Source organism: Marinoscillum pacificum (assembly GCF_024714495.1).
Lineage (GTDB): Bacteria > Bacteroidota > Bacteroidia > Cytophagales > Cyclobacteriaceae > Marinoscillum > Marinoscillum pacificum.
In genome coordinates, this window is record NZ_JAMZMJ010000003.1 from 155747 (window position 1) to 174629 (window position 18883).

The following is an 18883-nucleotide window of genomic DNA, read 5'->3' on the forward strand; positions in this document are numbered from 1 at the left end:
GGTAAGTCAGATAATCAATAGCGATATGGTTACTACGATTGGGGAGGAGGACTATCTATTGAAGAACTAATTACTGGAAGGTTTTCTGATGATTCAGTGTGTAGATTATCAATTACCTCAACTGATGGAGTGAGATCATAGCTTATTTCGTAGGATGAGAAAAGCGTTTTTAAAAGGGTTAAGCTAAAGGTATTGTTAGAGTCTTCATCTGATGATTGATCCAAAGACTTATGAAATAGAATTGTTAATTCTTTGTTGAGTTCTGATTCTTTGTGATCTTCCCAGCACCAGTAATAGGTGCTATCTCCTTTGGATTCAACGTAAACCACATCATACATTTCATCCTCGTACTCAAATTCTTTAGAGTGTTCCCAATCTAGTAAGTGGGCGGTTTCAGGAGTACTGATAATCAAAGAAAGTCTTTCTTTAGGTATGCCGGCCATCATTCGATGCTTTACCTCTTTTCTGAGATTTACGCGCTTTACTCCAATCACCATCACAGATAGTAGCATCGGGCATAGCATTGCAACAATCAATAATATGGATGAGAGCTTTCGATTCACAGCATGACAATTATCGGTAAAAGTGAAGACTTATAAACTGATAGCTTATTCGAATTGACTGTTTTTCATGTGAGTGGTCAATACTAGGGGAAAATACGTAGTACCGATTACGAAAAATCTGAGAGAGTATAGCGTTTCGATATTAAGGTTCTTTGTAGTATGAAGAAAGTAGTATTAATTGTTGGATGGTTAATGATGTGTCAAGCTTCTTTCTCACAGGAAGTAGTCAGCATTGAAGAAGATTTTGAAGTGTTGACACAGCAATGGCATCAGGTGTCTGACCGTCTGGTCACTTATGACGGGTTAGGGCAGTTTTGTGGAAGTCCTGATTTTAGACAAGAGTCTATTCAAATTCTAAGCACCATACATCATATCGACTCCTTGATAATGGACTTAATGATGGATCCAACTTCTGGGTTGGAGGTGAGCAAACAAGAGTATAAGAAGACACTCGATGATATACGCAAGTTTGAATCAGAATATGGTATTCGTTCATTCATAGAGTTTCTAAGAGAGAGTTGTCTAACTCGAAATGAATTGGAAGCTAACATTGATGATCTCAAAAATGAGAATGGTATTTACTCGTATGACGGTCAGGTGCTAATGTTGGAAACCAGGCTCGAAAAATATTTGAAGCATCTTGGAAAAAAAGTGGATGCGATTGATGAGCATGTTCATCACATTCACCCGGATCAGTTGAAAGCTATTAAGCTGCTGGCAGCGAATGAAGCGGATTAAATACGTACTGTTTGTTTCAACCATGGCGGCCATTTTATATGGTGTGGAACTTATGCGAAAGCATTCAGAGCCATTAGCTTTGAATGGCCTGGCCATGGAACCTGTTATCCATCTGGTTAACTCAAGTGACTACTATAGGGCTGGCGAGCCTGATCGTGCTATTGAGGAATTGGAGCATGCAATTCGAAAAACGATGATATTAAGAGAAGAGGTGAGGTATAAAAACTCTCTGAATCTAATTGATAGGGGATTACCTATTATGGTCAATCTGATGAACGAAAGACACGCTATGTCTGAGGAAAAATTGAACCAGTCCTGTGCTAATATGTTCATAGCACTTGCGTACATGCAAGTCTACAGTGCAAAGATCTCTTTACAGGATAGGAACACTGAAGACATGAAAGAAAGCCTATACAAGGCCATGTATATTTTGAAGGAGGTTCTGACTGTTACAAATGGAGATAGTTATACATCGGGAATAGCTATTTATTCAAACCTATCTGAATTGAAAAAAAGAGAAATTCAAAACACAAAAGAGTTTATCACAGAGCTTGACTCTATACTTGAAGAGTTACAGTTGGTAGAAATCACATTGATTGATGATTACAGGTTAAGTAGTAATTTTTAGTTTAGTTGGTTAGTACAGGTCAAACGGTCAATGCAGAACATTGACCGTTTTTTATTAACTAGCTTCTTTTCTTCACTACCTTGTTTTGAAGATAATTGCCTGATAAGGTTCAAGAGTGAGATTCTTGTCAGAAATATTCAATACCTCGTAGTTATTGATAGAAACGGTATTGAGGTCAAATCCTTCCAGTTGTATGCTTGACTGTTTTTTAGAGAAATTAAGAACGACTAAATACTCCTCACCTTCATAACTTCTCGTGTAGGCATAGATGGTTTCATGATTTGGTTGGATTATTTGATAAGCACCATAAATAAGAGAGGGAGTGTTAAGTCTTAGTTTAACCATTTCTTTAAAATGGTTGAGGCAACTGTTGCTTGCAGAAGATTGATTGGCTACGTTGATTTCTCTATAGTTGCTATTTACAGGGAGCCATGGTGTTCCAGAGGTAAATCCTGCATTTTCACTAGCATCCCATTGCATAGGTGTTCGTCCATTGTCTCTAGATAAGAACTTCAGCTCAGCCATATATTGTTCAATATCTCCACCCTCTGTAACTACTTTCTTGTAGCCATTGATAGCTGCAATATCCTGATATTGTTCTATGCTGTCGAAACTGATATTGGTCATTCCTATTTCATCACCATAATAACAATACGGAGTGCCACGCATGCTCAATATGAACGTGTTTAGCAATTTGATGGAAGGTGCTCTGAATTGAGGAGAGGGATTTCCAAAACGATCTACCATACGCGCTTTGTCATGATTAGCCAGAAATACAGATAGCCAGCCCTTTTCAGTAAAAGCACTATCCCATCTGGAGTGGATTTCTTTAAAGGTATCAAGCGTATAGCCTGATAAGTCTCTGACCATATCAACCGCTTCAAAATGGTAAGCCATTTGCAGTTCATCACGATCTTTATCTACTAGTGCATGTGCATCTTCAAAAGAGCTTCCAGCGCCTTCAGAGACTGCAAAGACATTGTATTTGCTCAATACTTCATCATGCATTTCTTTGATGTATGGATGAATGTTTGGTCCCATGCCATAGTATTTGATTACATTCTTCTCATAACCCTCCGGGAGTGGAGGGAAGGTGGTGTCTTTGGAGATGAATTGAAATGCATCCAAACGGAAACCGTCTACACCTTTGTTTGCCCAAAATTTCATGATATCATACACTTCCTGACGAACTTTTGGATTCTCCCAGTTTAGATCAGGTTGCTTTTGAGCGAAATAGTGGAGGTAATAAGCATCGGTTAAAGAGTCATATTTCCATGCTTCTCCTTTAGGATCGAAGAAGCTCCATCGATAGTTAGGTTTACCTTTTTCTGCCGGCCACCAATGGTAATAGTCTCGGTAAGGATTATCTCTTGAGCTTCTGGACTGCTGAAACCACTCATGCTCATCGCTGCTGTGGTTTACAACTAAGTCCATGACAAACTTGATGTCTCTTTCGTGTAATCCTTTCAATAGATCATCAAAGTCTTTCATGTTGCCAAATTCTGGCTGAATAGCTCGGTAATCACTGATGTCGTATCCATTGTCAGCATTTGGAGAAGCATAGAATGGGTTGATCCAGACCATGGTGATTCCTAAGCTTTTGATATAGTCGAGTTGGTTGATGATTCCTCGTAGATCTCCTACACCATCACCGTCTGAATCTTTGAAACTTCGTGGATAGATCTGATAAATAACAGCTTCTTTCCAGCTATGTGGTTCATTGCCTGGAAGATTAGGTGATGTTTCTGCAGGTTGATTTGGAGAGCTGCAGCTAAGAATAAATGCCGCAAGTAGAGGTGTGAGGTGTTTTATTGTCATTACTACTCATTTTAGGATGTATCTAAAAGGTAGCACAAAAACCAATAAATTACATTGGTTACTCGATGTGGAGGAGATTAAACAAAAAAAAACTACCGGAGAGGTAGTTTTTAAAGTCTTTTATTGCTCAAAATATTTAAATCTATTTTGACGCTTCATAACAAATTTCCACACACTGTTGATAAGATCTTCGAAAGCGTAGTGCAATATGTTTTTGAGATTGTTAACATGATCAGGCTTTCTCATTACTTTAAGCTGTTTTCTGGTTCAAATACATCAACTAATCTAATGGTATACTTTATAAACGTCAATAATTTTTCGGTGAACAGGAAATATTTTGAGATGAACGAGGAATATAGCTTGATTTGTCAAAAACGGTAAGTCTTATTATTTTCAAATCCCATAATGACAGGCAATGGAAGAGAATAAGCAATGTATAGAGTGTGGTCGTGATTTTTTTGGCCGATCGGATAAGAAGTTTTGCTCTGATGGATGCCGAAGTGCTTACAATAATAAGATTACTGGTGGTTCTGATAAGCTGGTACGTAAGGTAAATCGGATACTAAAGAAGAACCGTTCGATCCTTCAAAAGCTAAATCCAGATGGTAAAACGACAACTCACAGAGATCAGCTTTTGAAGGCGGGATTTGATTTTGACTATCATACCAATACCTACACCACCAAAGAAGGTAGACAGTATGCGTTTTGTTATGAATACGGTTACCTGCCATTAGAAAAGGATTTTGTGCTACTGGTCAAGCGAGAAGAATCCAATTAATCATCTTTCAAGAGCATTACTGGATTAACCTGACCTGCTTTGATAATCTGGTAAAACACAATCACCATAGCTGTGATAATAATCACAACTGTTGGAAGTAGTAAATACCACCAATGGAAGTTTACCTGAAACGCATAAAGTCCTAAGATTTGGTCTTTAAGAATATATGCCAGTGGAGCGCAGATCAGCCCAGATAAGGTCATCAATACCATTACTTCACTTCCAAACAAAGCGCACAAATTGGAAAGTCTGGCACCAAGAACTTTACGAATTCCAATTTCATATTCTCGTTTCTTAAGCATATAAGAAACCACACCTACAATGCCTAGAATTGAGATGAAGAAACTGATTAGTGCGAAATAGAAAATTAGTGAAATGGCTTCCTTTTCTTGCTGATAGTTCTCTAGCAGCACTTGATCCATGAAGTCGATGGAATAGGCCTTAGCATCTAAGTTTTTGCTCAGGAGATTTTGTAGATCACTCATTTTTTCAAGTGGTAGCTTGACAAATACTCTTGTTAGTCTGGCGTTTTTTTGATGTGGCATTAGCACCAATGGCTCTACCGAATTGTGAAGCGATTGGTAATTGTAATCAGCGATAATGCCACTTACATGACTTTTCATCCAGGTTAGTTGAATGTTTCTGTTGATAGGTTCGTCAAGTAGCTTACTTAGAGCCTGGTTAATCAAAACTGGTTGCGGTTGCCCACTTTCCAGAATGTTGGTAGTAGGCATCGTTCCTGAAAGCAAATTGATTTCAAATACGTTCAGGAAGTTTGGATCATAGTCTATGACATTAACCGGAAAATCAAGTTGCGATTCCGGGATACTCGCAGTAGTGAATGTGACATCAGCGCCAGGCATGGTATTCCACGTGCCAAGACTTATATTTTCTTCATCAATGATCGAGCTAATCTCGTTTTTCAGGATTTTGGCATCCACATCTCGGTTGAGTAAGGAAATAACAGCAACATTTTTCGCATTGAAACCAAGGTCCTTGGATTGGATGTAATCCCATTGGGTAATCAATACGAGTAGACTTGAAATGATCAGGCCAGTAATGACAAATTGGAAGGTTACCAGACTTTTTCTAATGATTCCTCCAGGAAGCCTGTTGGAGAGTTGATTCTTCAACGCATTTACTGGTTTGATATGAAAGGAAATCCTCTCAGCATAAGTGCCAATTAAGAGGATTAGTATTAAGAAAATAGCCGCGTAACCTATCAGCAAAGGGAAATGGTTTGCAGTAACCTGAATGCCTGTTAGCTCGGTGAAGTATGGAGAGATCAGCTGAAATAAAGTCAATGCTATGCAAACAGAAATCAAGAATAAGACGACCAATTGAAAAGCTTGATACAATTGGATTTGTACATTGCTGGCTCCAAGTACTTTACGAATTACATTCAATTTGATAGCATCCATTGCCCGGATGATACTCAAGTTGGAAATGTTGATCAATACGATGATTACTAAAATGATAGCGGTACACAGCGCTAGATAGGTGTAGGTTTTATTGCCTTTTGGCATATCGCCCATGATGCTCTCCTGAAAGTGTAACCCTTTCAGAGGAACAGGTTCCAATAAGATGTCATCACCGTTGAATTCCTCTTTGTCATAGAGTTCGTCTGATAATTTAGCGAGCGTTTGGGTTAGTTGATTGGACTCTATGTCTGATTTCACATAGGTGATAAAGGCAAAAGCATCGCGAGGGACTTCAGAGTAGTCTTGAATCAATAATCCTTCTAGCGGCAGATCTACATTTTGTGGCCAGGCTTCATAGACTCCACTAATTTGATGACTTTGGTCTGCAATCATGACAGACTCACCCACACAATCCACCTTGCCAAAAAGCTTGATGGCCCATTCTTCATCAATGTATAGTCCTTCATTGGTTTTAGTGCCACTTAATAGGTTGAAGGTAAATACATCTAGAACTCCTCGATCACCATTTCTGAAATTGGTTAGTTCAAAAGTATTTTCATCTACAGTTAGCGATTGAAGTTCACCCATGGCGGAGATTATCCCAACTGCATCTATAAAGCTGTAGTCTGCTTGTAGTTTATGACCAACAGCAGGGGCGGTGATCGCCATGGATCGTTTATCTGCTGTTCCTACCCAGGAGCTATTGATTCTGTAGATGCTCTCATATGCTTCATGGTACTGATCATAGGTTAATGAGTGAGCACTGTAGAGGAATACAAAAGCACAGCTGACCAATCCTAGGGATAGCCCAATGATGTTAATGAGAGAGAAGGTTTTGTCTCTTCTAAGTGACCTTATGGCCAGTTTGAAAGTGGAGTTCAAGTTCATGGCTATTCGTGTCTTAAGATATCCGCTGGATTGGTATTGGCTGCTTTGTATGATTTTAATCCCACAGTAATTAGGGCAATAGCTGTGATGATGATCAGTCCGCTAATGAAATGCCAGGCCGATAGATCAATATGGAAATAAAAGTTATTCAACCATTGCTGCATCACGAAGGCACTAAGCGGTGCTGAAATGAGAAAAGCAATGAAGATCAGAATCAAATACTCCCATGAAAACTTGAAAAGAAGGTTGTTGGTACTCGCTCCAAAGATCTTGCGGATACTCAATGGTTTTTGATTTTTGGCAATCATAAAACTCACCAATCCATAAAGACCCATTAAACTGATGACAATCGCTGTGATCGAGAAAAATACAATGATTTTGAAGATGAGTTTCTCGAATGCATATGACCTTTCAATTCTATGTGAAAGTAATCCAGCTTCAAAGAGATTTTCCTGATCGAATTTTCTGAAGACTGTTTCCAATTCAGCATAATGATCCTTGTCATCGGCCAATTTCAAATGAATTTCATTCATCAAGCGAGGTACGTAAGTCATTGCAATTGGAATGATATCCGCACGATTGAGTTTTGAAACATGAAAATTGTCGGTAATGCCGACTATCGTTCCCTGCATACCTCGTTCAAAGATCAATTTGGTTTGCAATGCTTCTTGATAATTCAGACCTAGTCTATCAACGAACTCTTTGTTAACCACCAATTCTGTAGTGGAATCGGTGCTGTAGGTGTTGGTGATATTTCTGCCGTATAACAGTTCTATTTTATACAAATCCAGAAAGTTCTGATCAATGAATTTGACATTAGCCTCCAGCTCAGTAGTAGATTCTGTTTCTGGCAAATGATAGGAAGAATACCAACTGCTGCCTGTTTGAGGAGGGGCAAAGCTGTTGGAAGCTTTCTCTACAAAACTCAACGATTCATATTCGTTGAGGATAGATCTCATCTTCTCTGGAGATTGGTCATCAAAAGAGATGATGGTGACATTGTCGCTATCAAATCCAAGGTTCTTGCTTTGGATATAATCCATCTGGCTTACAGAAACAATTGTGCAGATAATCAAGAAGTTAGCAATGATAAACTGCGATGAAATCATCACTTTTCTCATAGAGAAGCTTCCACTGTTTCTAGATAAAGAAATTTGATTGTGAAGCGTTTTGATGGGATTGAATCTGGCTAATACCAGCGCGGGATATGCACCACCCAGGAAGGTTACAATTAGGATGAGTCCAATTAAGAATCCAATAATGGTCAAGTCATATCCTGCATGGAATGACATGCCACTGACAGCTGAATTGAGTAAATCCATCAGCACTTGACCTAGAGTTAACCCAATCAAAGTTGCAGCACAAACGAGTAAGAACGTCTCTGTTAAAAATTGCAAGATGAGTTCTCTTTTTTGACCACCAAGTGTTTTTCGGATGCCTACTTCTTTGGAGCGTTTGATGGATTGGCCAGTAGCCAGATTAATGAAGTTAAGGACGGAGACAATTAGGATGAGCACCACCATCAGCACCGAACCCATAATGAAAGTGCTCGGAGGTACATAATTGACGCTCTGTTTATATCTATCGTCTGTATGTACCTCTTTGAGAGGCTGCAAGTATAGCTGCTTGAGGTCCGACTCTTCTTTGGTTAGGTATTGATTATATAGTTGGTTGACCTTCGATTCCAGTTCTTCGAGCTGTACATTGGCATCTTTGACAAGATAAGCAGAGCCTGCCCAATACGAATCCCATTTATCCGCATAAGCCGCGTAATTGTCTTTGATATGTAAATCTGAAATCAGGCAATTGAACGGGACATTGGTATTGGTCGGCGGATTTTCCAATATGCCTCTTACGGTCAGGTTGATGTCTTCAATAGTAATGCTTTGACCCAATGGATTTTGTTTGCCAAAGTATTTTTCAGCTGTTTGCTCGGTCAGGAAGATGGTTCCTTTCTCATTGAGTAACTGTGCAGGGCCTCCACTGATGATATTGAAGTCCAGGTTTTCAAGAAAGGAACTATTGGTATATACCACTCTTGGATCTGTGAAAACCTTGATTCCTAATGGATCATTGAATTTGATTTTGACATGCACTGGACCAAACATTGGGATGGTTTCAGGAAAATTTGTCTCCAGAATTTTAGGAAGGGGAGTCGGCAAAATTCCTCGATAGGCGAGTCCCTTCTCAGACGATTCATGTTCCACTACCCTGTAGATTTGATCTCCTTTTTCATGGAATGAGTCAAATGTGAATTCATGTCTAAGTGTAGCATATTGTGTTAAACAACAGGTAATCCCAAAGCTTAGGCTTAGCACACTGATTAGGGTATACACCTTGTTTTTCTTAAAGGATCTAAGTGCTGTATGTAAGTAGTTTCTTAGCATGGTGATTATTCGTATCTCAATGATTTAATAGGATTACTAGTTGCTGCCAAATAGGATTTGTACCCTACAGTGGCAAGAGCAATTAAAACTGATAAGGTAAAGCCTGAAATGAAGTAAGTGGCTGATACATTAATTCGGTAGGTGAATTCATCCAGCCACAGACTACATAGCCACCAGGCAGCTGGTGCAGCGATCAAAAACGCAAACAGCAATAGAAACACATATTCTTTGACAAATATTCCTAAAATGTTAGGGATGCTTGCTCCAAAGACCTTTCGTATACCGATGGTTTTTGAATTCTTGGTTGCCATAAAGGAAACAAGACCATATAGTCCCATTGAGCTCAGTAGGATGGTGATGATCGCTACGGACTGGATGATCTGATGAAGTAGAGATTCCATCATATACCAATCTTGAATTTGGTCTTTCAAAATGGTCAATTCAAATAGGTCTTCTGGATAAAAAGAGCGAAATATCGATTCGATACCGGCAATGATTTCTGTATTTGGTGTATTGGCTAATAACAAATCCACTTCATTGAATATGCTTGCATCATAAGCTAGAGTTACAGGTTCCAAATTTCCTTGTAATGAAGAGGTGTGGAAGTCATCCATAATGCCTACGATGTGTAGTTTCCTTCTGCCATAATGGATTTTCTTTCCAAGAGCTTCATCTTCTGTCCAACCCAGTCTAGAGATGAATTTTCTGTTTACAACTGCCTCACCAGACGTATCCGTGGCGATTTCGGTATTATACATTCTACCGTGTATTAATGGGATTTGATACATCTCCAGATAGTTGTCATCTCCAAATTTCATATTAGAGTTGTTGCCATCTTGATATTCTCCTCCATCTTCATAAAAGGAGTTATTCCAATTGCTAGCACTCATCGGGGCGCCATAGCTACGAGTTGCATCCAGAACATAACTTTCTGATTTGAATCGGTTCAAGAATGCTTTTTGCGTAGCTGGTTCGTCTGAGGGCAAATTGATCAGCACCACATTTTTTTGAGAGAATCCAAGATCTTTCGATTTGATATAGTTCATTTGACTGGCAATGATGATGGTGGTGATGAGCATCAGGTTGGTAAACGCAAACTGTGTGATGACCAGTATTCTGCGTAAGCTAAAATTGCCACTTCCTTTTTTGATGTTGATTTTATTTGACAATGCGTCTACAGGTTTATAACCTGAAAGCACCATGGAAGGATAAAAGCCTGCGAGCAACGTTACCAATAAGACCAATCCAAGCCCAAACACAAGTACTGTACTGTCATAACTTAGGTCGTAATGAATGTCTTTTAAGAATTCGTTGAACTTACTAATCATTACCTGACCAAGGGTTAACCCAATGATCATGGCAGCACTCACAATGACCAATGTTTCGGTTAAGAACTGGCTAATAAGTTGTAATTTTTGACTACCGAGTGTTTTGCGAATACCAATTTCTTTGGCGCGTCGAATAGCTTGAGCGGTTGATAAATTGATGAAGTTCAGGCAAGCTGTACCGAGTAGCAAGGAGCCCAGTAGTACGAATGCCCATATAATCAGAGAAGGAGTAACATAGTTGTTAAAATCTCCATATCGCTCATCGTTGTGGATTTCCTCTAAAGGTTGCAGTTTGAAGTCAATCTTACCACGATCTTCTTCCTTCTGGTGAGCCACAATGGTTTCGCGAATCTTTTGCTCTATTTGGGAAATATCTGCATTTTCTGGTACCTGCACATAGTTGGAGTAGGCCCACATCATTCCCCAGTTTCTAAGAAAAACGTCTGGCATGCGTTTTCTCAGAGTAGGCATGGATACGATCATTTCGTATGGAAGATTGGTGTTTTTGGGGCAGTCTTCCACTATCCCAACGATCTCTATTTGATCGGAACCATTCATGGTGATTACTTGCCCAATTGGGTTTAACTCTCCGTAATATTTTTTGGCGATTTTTTCGCTTATAAACATCTTGTAGGGTTCCTTAAGAATATCTCCGGATGCACCGTTGAGAATTTGAAAATCGAGGACATCAAAGAAGTTCTCGTCTGTGTAAAGGACTTGCTCTTCGCGAAATACTTGCAAGGTTCCAAGAGCGTCTTTCAATGCAATTTTCTCATCTGTAGGGCCATGAAGTTGTACGACTTTCTCCAGATCAGGAACAGAACGAACCAATTCATCACCAGTGGGATAAGGCAAACTTCCTGTGAAATTGGTTACTCCATTATCACCATGGAAGTGGCGAACTACGCGGTAGATTTTATCCTTTTTTGTATGCCAATTGTCAAACGAGTATTCAAACCGTATGATGGTGATGACAAATAGGCAACTAGCCAATCCGATTCCCAGTCCAAAGATGTTGAGTAGCGAATAGGTTTTGTTATTCTTAAAGTTCCGTAGTGCCGTAAGAAAGTAGTTCCGAAGCATTCGTTTGGTTTTAGATGTTCGTTAGCTTGATGCCAATGCTTATGCCAATAAGTAAATGTATTGAAAATCAGCAGTTTAATTGAATTTATAGCAGGGTGAGTTGTTCCAATGTGAAACATTCACTTGTTTTATAATGAAACATTTCCTTGGTTTGGTTATGGTAGATAAGTGATTAGTGGATTAGTTACTGGAAGAAACGAATTTAACTAATCACTAATCAACCAATCACTAACAAACTAAAAATGAATAAAGGCCATATACTCATAGTAGACGATGATCCGGATGTGCTCCATACGGCCAGGCTCGTGCTGAAACGGCATTATGAAACGGTGATTACCGAGAGTTCACCGGTGCGATTGGAGACGATCATTAAGAGAGAGCCAATCGATATTGTGCTGCTCGATATGAACTTCAAAGCGGGTGCTACTTCAGGAAATGAAGGATTGTTTTGGTTGAATAAGATCAAAGAACTGCGTCCTGAAGTTTATGTGATCATGAATACTGCATATGGGGATATTCAGTTGGCGGTAGAGACCATGAAGCTGGGAGCCGTTGACTTCTTAGTCAAGCCCTGGGAAAAAGAAAAGCTGCTTTCCACAGTCAACACAGTGTATCAGTTGGCGAAGAGTAATGAAAAGGTTAAAAAGCTAGAAGGACGTGAGTCGGCGCTCAATAAGGATATCGATGCTGGTTATGGACACCTACTGACAGAAAGCAAAGCCATGGATCATGTGCTGACAATGATTGACAAAGTGGCTAAAACGGATGCTTCTGTGTTGATTTTAGGTGAAAATGGAACAGGGAAAGAATTGATTGCAAGAGAAATTCATCGTAAATCTCAGCGCAACAAAGAGACTTTAATCAAAGTGGATCTCGGAGCACTCCCTGAAAGCTTGTTTGAATCAGAATTATTCGGACACACCAAAGGGTCGTTTACAGATGCCAAAGAAGACCGACCAGGACGCTTTGAGATTGCTGATGGTGGAACTTTGTTTCTGGATGAGATTGGTAATATTTCTATTCCAATGCAGTCGAAGATGCTATCTGTCTTGCAAAACCGAACAGTCACTCGAGTTGGTTCTAGTCGGTCAGTTCCAATAGATGTGCGTTTGATCAGTGCAACGAATCAGCCTCTTTATGAGATGATTGAAACGGGAAGTTTCCGTCAGGATTTGCTGTATCGTATCAATACTGTAGAGATCGAATTACCTCCATTGCGAGATAGGAAAGAAGATATATTGTTGTTAGCTAATCACTTTTTGAAATCCTATGCTGAGCGGTATCAGAAGATTGGCTTGAAGATAGAAGAACGAGCCAAAAAGCAGTTGCTAAACTATCCCTGGCCAGGTAATATTCGAGAACTGCAGCATGCAATTGAGCGGGCAGTCATCATGTCGGATGGTACGGTTAGTGCGGAAGATGTATTGCCCAATCGGAAAGAAAAAATCACTTCCAGCCAATCACTCAAAGTAGAGGACGTTGAGCGTAATGCGATGGTCAAAGCCATTGAGAAGTCAGGTGGAAATCTTTCACAAGCAGCAGAAGAGTTGGGTATTGGTCGTACTACCTTATATCGTAAAATGAAAAAATACGGACTCTGATGTGGAGCTTTAGATTACATATTGTACTTCGTATCTGTGCTTGCCTGGGGTTCGGAGCGGCGACTATCTATTTTGGGTTTTACACTCCATTTTGGTTGCTCAGTGGGTGGATGTTATTGTTTTTTGTATTGATGATATTCAATCTGATTCACTTCACGGAACGATCTGATCGGGATTTGAGTAATTTTTTATTGGCGATCAAGCAGAGTGATTTTACCAACACCTATCCGCAAGTTGGGAAGAAGACCAAAAACCTGTACTATGCCTTCAATGTGATTACCTCAGAGTTCATTCGTATCCGCAACGAGAAAGAATCCAATTTCCACTTTCTAAAGACCGTAGTGGAGCACTCTGGTGTACCACTGATGGCGTATGATGTGGCAAATGAGGAGATTAGTTTGATCAATCAATCGTTGAAAGAGCTCTTTCATTTGCCTCACTTTACGAAGCTGGAGTCTCTGGAACGCATTGATACCAAATTGGTTAAGTCCGTACAGGAAATGGATGTCAATGATCGATTGCTATCGAAAGTGCTGATTCGTGGAGAGTTGATGTATTTATCGATTCAGGCAAGAGAGCTGGTGCTTCAAGGTGTTCGTCATAAGGTGGTTGCTTTTCACGATATCAATTCTGAACTGGATCAAAAAGAGGTAGAGTCCTGGCAAAAGCTTATTCGGGTGATGACACATGAAATTAAGAACTCTGTCATTCCTATTTCTACTTTAGCGGAGGTTATCAATGATCTGATACTCGCTGATGATGGTGTATCGCGCATCAAGGAGCTTGACAATGAAGATGAGGAGGATTTGGTGGTAAGTATGAAGACCATTGAAAAGCGAAGTAAGGGATTGGTCAAGTTCGTTACTAGCTACGGAGATCTGGCCAAAGTACCTAAGCCACAGCTAGAGCAAGTGGATCTAAAAGAACTAGTTGCAGACCTAGTAACGCTGGAACACAAAGAGCTTGAACGAGCCGGAACTTCCATTGAGTTTTATCCACCACCTGGAGGACCAGTAGAATTGACTATTGACCCAGAAATGATCGAACAAGTGATGATTAATCTCATCAAAAACGCACATGAAGCGCTGAAAGAGAGTCAACAAGGGACTCCAAAAATTCAATTGCGACTGAGCAAACACGCACATGAAATTGTGTTGACGGTAGAGGATAACGGCCCTGGAATGGATCAGGAGACGTTAGATCAGGTATTTATTCCCTTTTTCACAACCAAGAAGGAAGGTTCAGGTATTGGCTTGAGCTATAGCAAGCAAGTGATGCGTGCGCACAAAGGAAACTTGAAAGTCCGGTCAAAGTTAGGAGAGGGGACTACCTTTGAGTTGAGATTTTGGAAAGCCCATGAGTGAACCTATCAAGCATTACCTATCATTAACGGTACAGTCATCAGATATTGATCAGCTGAACCATGTAAACAACACCGTGTACCTGAAATGGGTGCAGGACATATCTGAGGGACATTGGCGCCAACAGACATCTGGTGAAGTACAAGCGCAATATGTCTGGATGGTGCTGGAACATCATATCAAGTACAAGAAGCAAGCTGTGCTAGGAGATGAGATTACTGCAGTGACGTATGTTCATGAGATGACAGGAGTCCGCAGTATTCGCCACGTGGAGTTTTACAGAGGCGATGAGTTGTTGGTAGAATGCCATTCGCAGTGGTGCATGCTGGATGCTGAATCACTAAGACCAAAGCGCGTTCCTGAGGATTTGAAGGAGTTGTTTAGGGGAGATTGAATTGCCTACAGTATTTTCCGTTTTACCCCAGCCCTGAAGGGAGCCGGAAAATTAGTATTGCATCACCTTCCCTTTAGGTTTAGGGCAGTGGTGATGCGAGATGACCATTTTTTAAACGTCATTCCTCGGAGCAGCGAACGAAGAGAGTGGATGTCGGGGAATCTCATGATGTTTATTTACTGATTTAATCAGCTATATGCGATTCCAGCCCTGCCTACCGGCAGACAGGCTTCGCAGGAATGACGAAGTAAAATAGCCTTTCTTCTTTCGCAGTAATTACGGGCAAATGGAAATCTTTAAATTGCTGCTCGAAACCTAATACTCCTATGAGGAAGTTTTTGCTCATTGTTTTTTCCTTGTTGTTGGTACTGATCTCAGTATTGGTAATTACTGTGGCGATTGCTAACGAGCCGCTACCTGAAGGTGAAGTAGGAACAATAGCTGAGGAGCTCACCGATAAAATGCTGGAAGCCCTCAGCTATGAAGCCTATCAAAAGCTAGAAGTTATCAAATGGTCATTTCCTCGTGGACATCACTTTGTGTGGAACAAAGCACAAGATAGCGTAGAGGTGAAGTGGAGTGACTATCGAGTGCTGTTCAAAACTAAAACACTTGATGGTCAAGCTTACCAAAATGGGCAGGAACTTTCAGATGAGGATAATCAAAAAGCATTGGATCAGGCATGGGCCTTGTTTGCGAATGATTCATTTTGGTTGGTTGCACCTTTTAAAGTACGTGATCCAGGTACCAGCAGAAAGTATGTGGATACCGAACGTGGACCGGGAATATTGGTGACATATAGCGGTGGTGGTGTAACTCCGGGTGATTCGTATATATGGATTCTCGGAGAAGACTTTAAGCCAATTGCCTGGAAGCTATGGACGCAAATACTCCCAATTCAGGGAATAGAGTTTAGCTGGCATGGATGGAAACAACATGAAGGGGTATGGCTAGCACCACTTCATCAAGGTCCTGGTCCAGTAAGTGTGGATTTGAAGAATGTGGCAGTAAACTGATTGATTTTTTTGTAACTTGATCAAAAAAGTCATGAAAAAGTTGTTCGTAATCCTCTTGTTGTCAGTGGTTTTTGTCTCATGTGCTGATGAAATGTCGGAAATTTCTCCTGCATCAAATGAACTTTCCAATGTCGAATATGCGGAAGGATATAATGATGGTTATGCAGATGGGTACGATGACGGATATGACGATGGCTATGATTAATTTAGCTAATCTCAATCCTCTTTCCTAGAAATTTTGGATCTACACTAAATATGACATCTAAGACGGCTTTAGTTCGAGCGAAGTATTCTCTAATTCTGGTTTTGAATCCATAGTTGTAATTAACATCTTTAGCATTAAAACCTATAGCCGAAATGTTAAAATGTTCTGCTAAGTAGATCGCTCGTTCATTGTGAAATCGCTGGGAGATGATGGTTAGGTTTGTTTGACCAAAGATTTCCTTCGCTCTAACCACGGAATCCAGGGTTCGGAAACCCGCATAATCCAGATAAATTTTATCTTCAGGTATTCCACGGTTGATCAGCTCGTTCTTGAAATCTGTAGGCTCGTCATAATCTTTGTTCCCATTGTCACCACTCACTAAAACAAACGCTATTTTACCTTCTTCAAATAGTGTCACTGTGGCATCAATCCGATATTTAAAGTACAGATTAATATTGCCGTTTTGTAAGTACTTGGAGGTGCCAAGTACTAATCCAACTTTGTTGGAAGGAATTTCGCTGGCTGCTTGATACGTATTGTTTCGAGCACTTTTTTCGATTTGATAATTAGCGTAAAAGATGAGGATGATGGGTAGAATTAATACAGAAAGAGCAATTGCTGGTCGAAGTATTTTCACAAAATAACTGGTAGGATTAAATAGTCTGTTCGAGTTAACGAACAAGGGATAAAATTGATGCATTGAAATATGGATTTGAAGAACGTAGAGGTGGAGTAAAGGGTTAATGTTTCCTAATCTCAATTTTCTTCCCTAAAAACTTAGGATCGAAGCCAAGCCTCGTCTCTGTTGGTGTTGTCCACCAACAGAACTTGTATCGCTAGCCTCAAATAGCTTGTTGGTCACACCTGTCATGACCGTAGCGTCATTGAAGACCAACAAGGGCAAGGTTTTTTAGTAGGAGGGCAGAGCCTCATTATCAACTCAGGTTAATTCAATTTCAATAATTTGGTTAACTTTTTAGAATAAATAGACTGATGACAAATACGTATAAAGATAGTTTGGCACATCCTGATATTTTTAAACAGCTATCAGTTAATGATCTACTTTTTGTCTATTACAAGTGCCCACAAATAGATAGGTTGGTTAGATTGTACAATCATTTTAACCTTATTGCTTTCTCGTTAGAAGGTGAAAGAACCTTGCATCAAAGTGGTAAGACATGGAAAGTAACGCCTAGAACATCGTATTTTCAACGTAAATCAGCTTATATCCAAGAGTTGTCCGATGCAGAAAGTTGGAAGGTGTTAGCATTCCATATACCTGACCAATTCTTAATTGATTTTGCAAAGGAGTTTATGGATAGTTTGCCTACTGAAAACCTGCCTGAACCTAAAAGTGATATGTTTATTAAAATTGAGCTTAATGAGGTGACAGAAACATATTTTTATAGTTTATTGCCTTATTTCTCAAAGGATTCGCAGGTATCGGAAAAGTTATTGGAATTAAAGTTTAAAGAGCTATTTCTAAGTATTCTCTCAAACCCTTCGAACAAACAATTACTATCTTATATTTTATGTCTGAACAATGAAGGGAAACCTCCAATTTATCAAGTTATGGAGAAGAATTATCTCCATGCTTTTGGGTTGAAGGAATATGCACATATATCGAGTAGAAGCCTTTCGGTATTTAAAAAGGATTTTAAAGAACATTATCTAGTGAGTCCTGGGAAGTGGTTGTTCAACAAAAGGATAGGTCATGCCAGTGTTTTACTCAAAACCACACAACAAAGCGTGCTTGAAGTAGCACTAAACTCTGGTTTTAAAAATGTATCTCATTTTAGTAGGGTTTTTAAAAAGAAGTATCATGTCTCCCCGCTAGAGTATAGAAAGTCAGCAATTAACCAAATAGAAAAAAACTAAGACCAATTAGAAAAATGGAAGATACCTCTTCCTGATAGTTTTGTGAAACACTTTTTAGAACTCCTTAACGGAGTAGTTTTTGAAACACAAATTATCGAAATGGAAAAAGAATACAATCTCACTGGTTATTTTATGCTACTTCTTATGGCATTGGTTTTTGTAGCATTTCACAAAACTTATTTCGGACAGTTTCCGAGTTTCGATTTAGCAACATCTTCTTTGTCGCACAGCAAGATTTCTATTTTTCATCACATACATGTGGTTTTTGCCTTATTGTGGGTATTGCTCCTAATTCTTCAGCCATTGTTAATTAGATATAAAAAGTATATAACTCATAAATATATTGGGCGTCTGTCTTATGTGATTTTTCCTTTGCTGATACTTTCTTGTATACAGCCCATATTTCGAATTCTCCATGCGGACCATGCCATGGTGGTCTATATTCCAATTTCGGATTGCTTAGTACTAATTCTTTTTTATGTGTTGGCTATTTATCATAAAAAGGACGCTGCAAAACATATGCGGTATATGATAGGCACCGCATTCGTTTTTTTGGGACCAGTTTTTGGTAGAATTGGACCATATGTTTTTGATATCCATCCTAAAATAGCAATTCATATCATGTTCATGGTAGTCTATCTTATTGTGGGTATGCTAGTGTATTTTGATAGAAAATATGGAAGGAATTTTAGACCGTACCTTATTGTTTTGACTGCTATGCTTGTAAAGCATATTTTATTTGTCGTGTTGTTGTAGTATGAGTTCGGTTTCTAATTCCACAAGTTGGTGTCCGATG

The 18883-nt window shown here is 39.5% G+C and carries 16 protein-coding genes; 10 read left to right on the plus strand and 6 right to left on the minus strand.

Features of this window, described 5'->3' with window-relative positions; translation table 11 throughout:
- Window positions 1–32: 32 nt before the first annotated feature.
- A complete protein-coding gene (locus NXS00_RS09995) occupies window positions 33–563 on the minus strand; it encodes a hypothetical protein (RefSeq protein WP_258099045.1) in 531 nt (176 codons plus the stop codon).
- Between the two features lie 159 nt (window positions 564–722).
- Between NXS00_RS09995 and NXS00_RS10000 the strand changes: the two genes are divergently transcribed.
- Together NXS00_RS10000 and NXS00_RS10005 are read left to right on the plus strand one after the other, a co-directional pair.
- On the plus strand, window positions 723–1301 hold the full coding sequence (locus NXS00_RS10000) for a hypothetical protein (RefSeq protein WP_258099046.1): 579 nt from the start codon (window positions 723–725) through the stop codon (window positions 1299–1301).
- Window positions 1288–1929 (plus strand): hypothetical protein, encoded by a 642-nt coding sequence (locus NXS00_RS10005; RefSeq protein ID WP_258099047.1) that lies wholly within the window; start codon window positions 1288–1290, stop codon window positions 1927–1929. Before NXS00_RS10000 ends, NXS00_RS10005 begins: the two co-directional genes overlap by 14 nt.
- Window positions 1930–2004: 75 nt before the next feature.
- Here the strand turns inward: NXS00_RS10005 and NXS00_RS10010 are convergent, their stop codons facing one another.
- Window positions 2005–3747 carry a glycoside hydrolase family 13 protein gene (locus NXS00_RS10010; RefSeq protein ID WP_258099048.1) on the minus strand — a complete coding sequence of 581 codons (1743 nt, stop codon included), beginning with the start codon at window positions 3745–3747 and terminating at the stop codon, window positions 2005–2007.
- A 415-nt stretch (window positions 3748–4162) separates the two neighbouring features.
- On the opposite strand from NXS00_RS10010, the gene NXS00_RS10015 reads away from it, so the two are divergent.
- The gene (locus NXS00_RS10015; protein ID WP_258099049.1) at window positions 4163–4525 is read left to right on the plus strand and encodes a hypothetical protein; all 363 of its coding nucleotides are present in this window, start codon (window positions 4163–4165) and stop codon (window positions 4523–4525) included.
- On the opposite strand, the gene NXS00_RS10020 is transcribed toward NXS00_RS10015, so the two are convergent.
- Genes NXS00_RS10020 through NXS00_RS10030 form a run of 3 tightly spaced genes read right to left on the minus strand, consistent with a single transcriptional unit; the run spans window position 4522 to window position 11632 of the window.
- Window positions 4522–6834: an ABC transporter permease gene (locus tag NXS00_RS10020; protein WP_258099050.1), complete on the minus strand. Its 2313-nt coding sequence runs from the start codon at window positions 6832–6834 to the stop codon at window positions 4522–4524. The genes NXS00_RS10015 and NXS00_RS10020 overlap by 4 nt on opposite strands.
- 2 nt (window positions 6835–6836) lie before the next feature.
- Complete coding sequence (locus NXS00_RS10025) at window positions 6837–9221, minus strand: ABC transporter permease (protein WP_258099051.1); 2385 nt, start codon at window positions 9219–9221, stop codon at window positions 6837–6839.
- A gap of 5 nt (window positions 9222–9226) precedes the next feature.
- Entirely contained in the window at window positions 9227–11632 is a 2406-nt protein-coding gene (locus NXS00_RS10030) for an ABC transporter permease (protein WP_258099052.1), read from the minus strand.
- A 242-nt stretch (window positions 11633–11874) separates the two neighbouring features.
- On the opposite strand from NXS00_RS10030, the gene NXS00_RS10035 reads away from it, so the two are divergent.
- From NXS00_RS10035 to NXS00_RS10055, 5 genes are all read left to right on the plus strand, one after another.
- The gene (locus NXS00_RS10035; protein WP_258099053.1) at window positions 11875–13233 is read left to right on the plus strand and encodes a sigma-54-dependent transcriptional regulator; all 1359 of its coding nucleotides are present in this window, start codon (window positions 11875–11877) and stop codon (window positions 13231–13233) included.
- Window positions 13233–14597 carry a sensor histidine kinase gene (locus NXS00_RS10040; protein ID WP_258099054.1) on the plus strand — a complete coding sequence of 455 codons (1365 nt, stop codon included), beginning with the start codon at window positions 13233–13235 and terminating at the stop codon, window positions 14595–14597. The genes NXS00_RS10035 and NXS00_RS10040 overlap by 1 nt, the downstream gene beginning before the upstream one ends.
- Entirely contained in the window at window positions 14590–14988 is a 399-nt protein-coding gene (locus NXS00_RS10045; protein WP_258099055.1) for an acyl-CoA thioesterase, read from the plus strand. Before NXS00_RS10040 ends, NXS00_RS10045 begins: the two co-directional genes overlap by 8 nt.
- Window positions 14989–15314: 326 nt before the next feature.
- Complete coding sequence (locus NXS00_RS10050) at window positions 15315–16004, plus strand: hypothetical protein (protein ID WP_258099056.1); 690 nt, start codon at window positions 15315–15317, stop codon at window positions 16002–16004.
- Between the two features lie 31 nt (window positions 16005–16035).
- Complete coding sequence (locus NXS00_RS10055) at window positions 16036–16209, plus strand: hypothetical protein (protein WP_258099057.1); 174 nt, start codon at window positions 16036–16038, stop codon at window positions 16207–16209.
- A gap of 1 nt (window position 16210) precedes the next feature.
- Here the strand turns inward: NXS00_RS10055 and NXS00_RS10060 are convergent, their stop codons facing one another.
- Window positions 16211–16846, minus strand: coding sequence for a SanA/YdcF family protein (locus NXS00_RS10060; RefSeq protein ID WP_258099058.1), 636 nt, complete (start codon window positions 16844–16846; stop codon window positions 16211–16213).
- 470 nt (window positions 16847–17316) lie between these two features.
- On the opposite strand from NXS00_RS10060, the gene NXS00_RS10065 reads away from it, so the two are divergent.
- Both NXS00_RS10065 and NXS00_RS10070 read left to right on the plus strand, forming a co-directional pair.
- Window positions 17317–18087: a helix-turn-helix transcriptional regulator gene (locus tag NXS00_RS10065; protein ID WP_258099059.1), complete on the plus strand. Its 771-nt coding sequence runs from the start codon at window positions 17317–17319 to the stop codon at window positions 18085–18087.
- 99 nt (window positions 18088–18186) lie between these two features.
- Window positions 18187–18843, plus strand: coding sequence for a hypothetical protein (locus tag NXS00_RS10070; protein WP_258099060.1), 657 nt, complete (start codon window positions 18187–18189; stop codon window positions 18841–18843).
- Window positions 18844–18883: the final 40 nt, after the last annotated feature.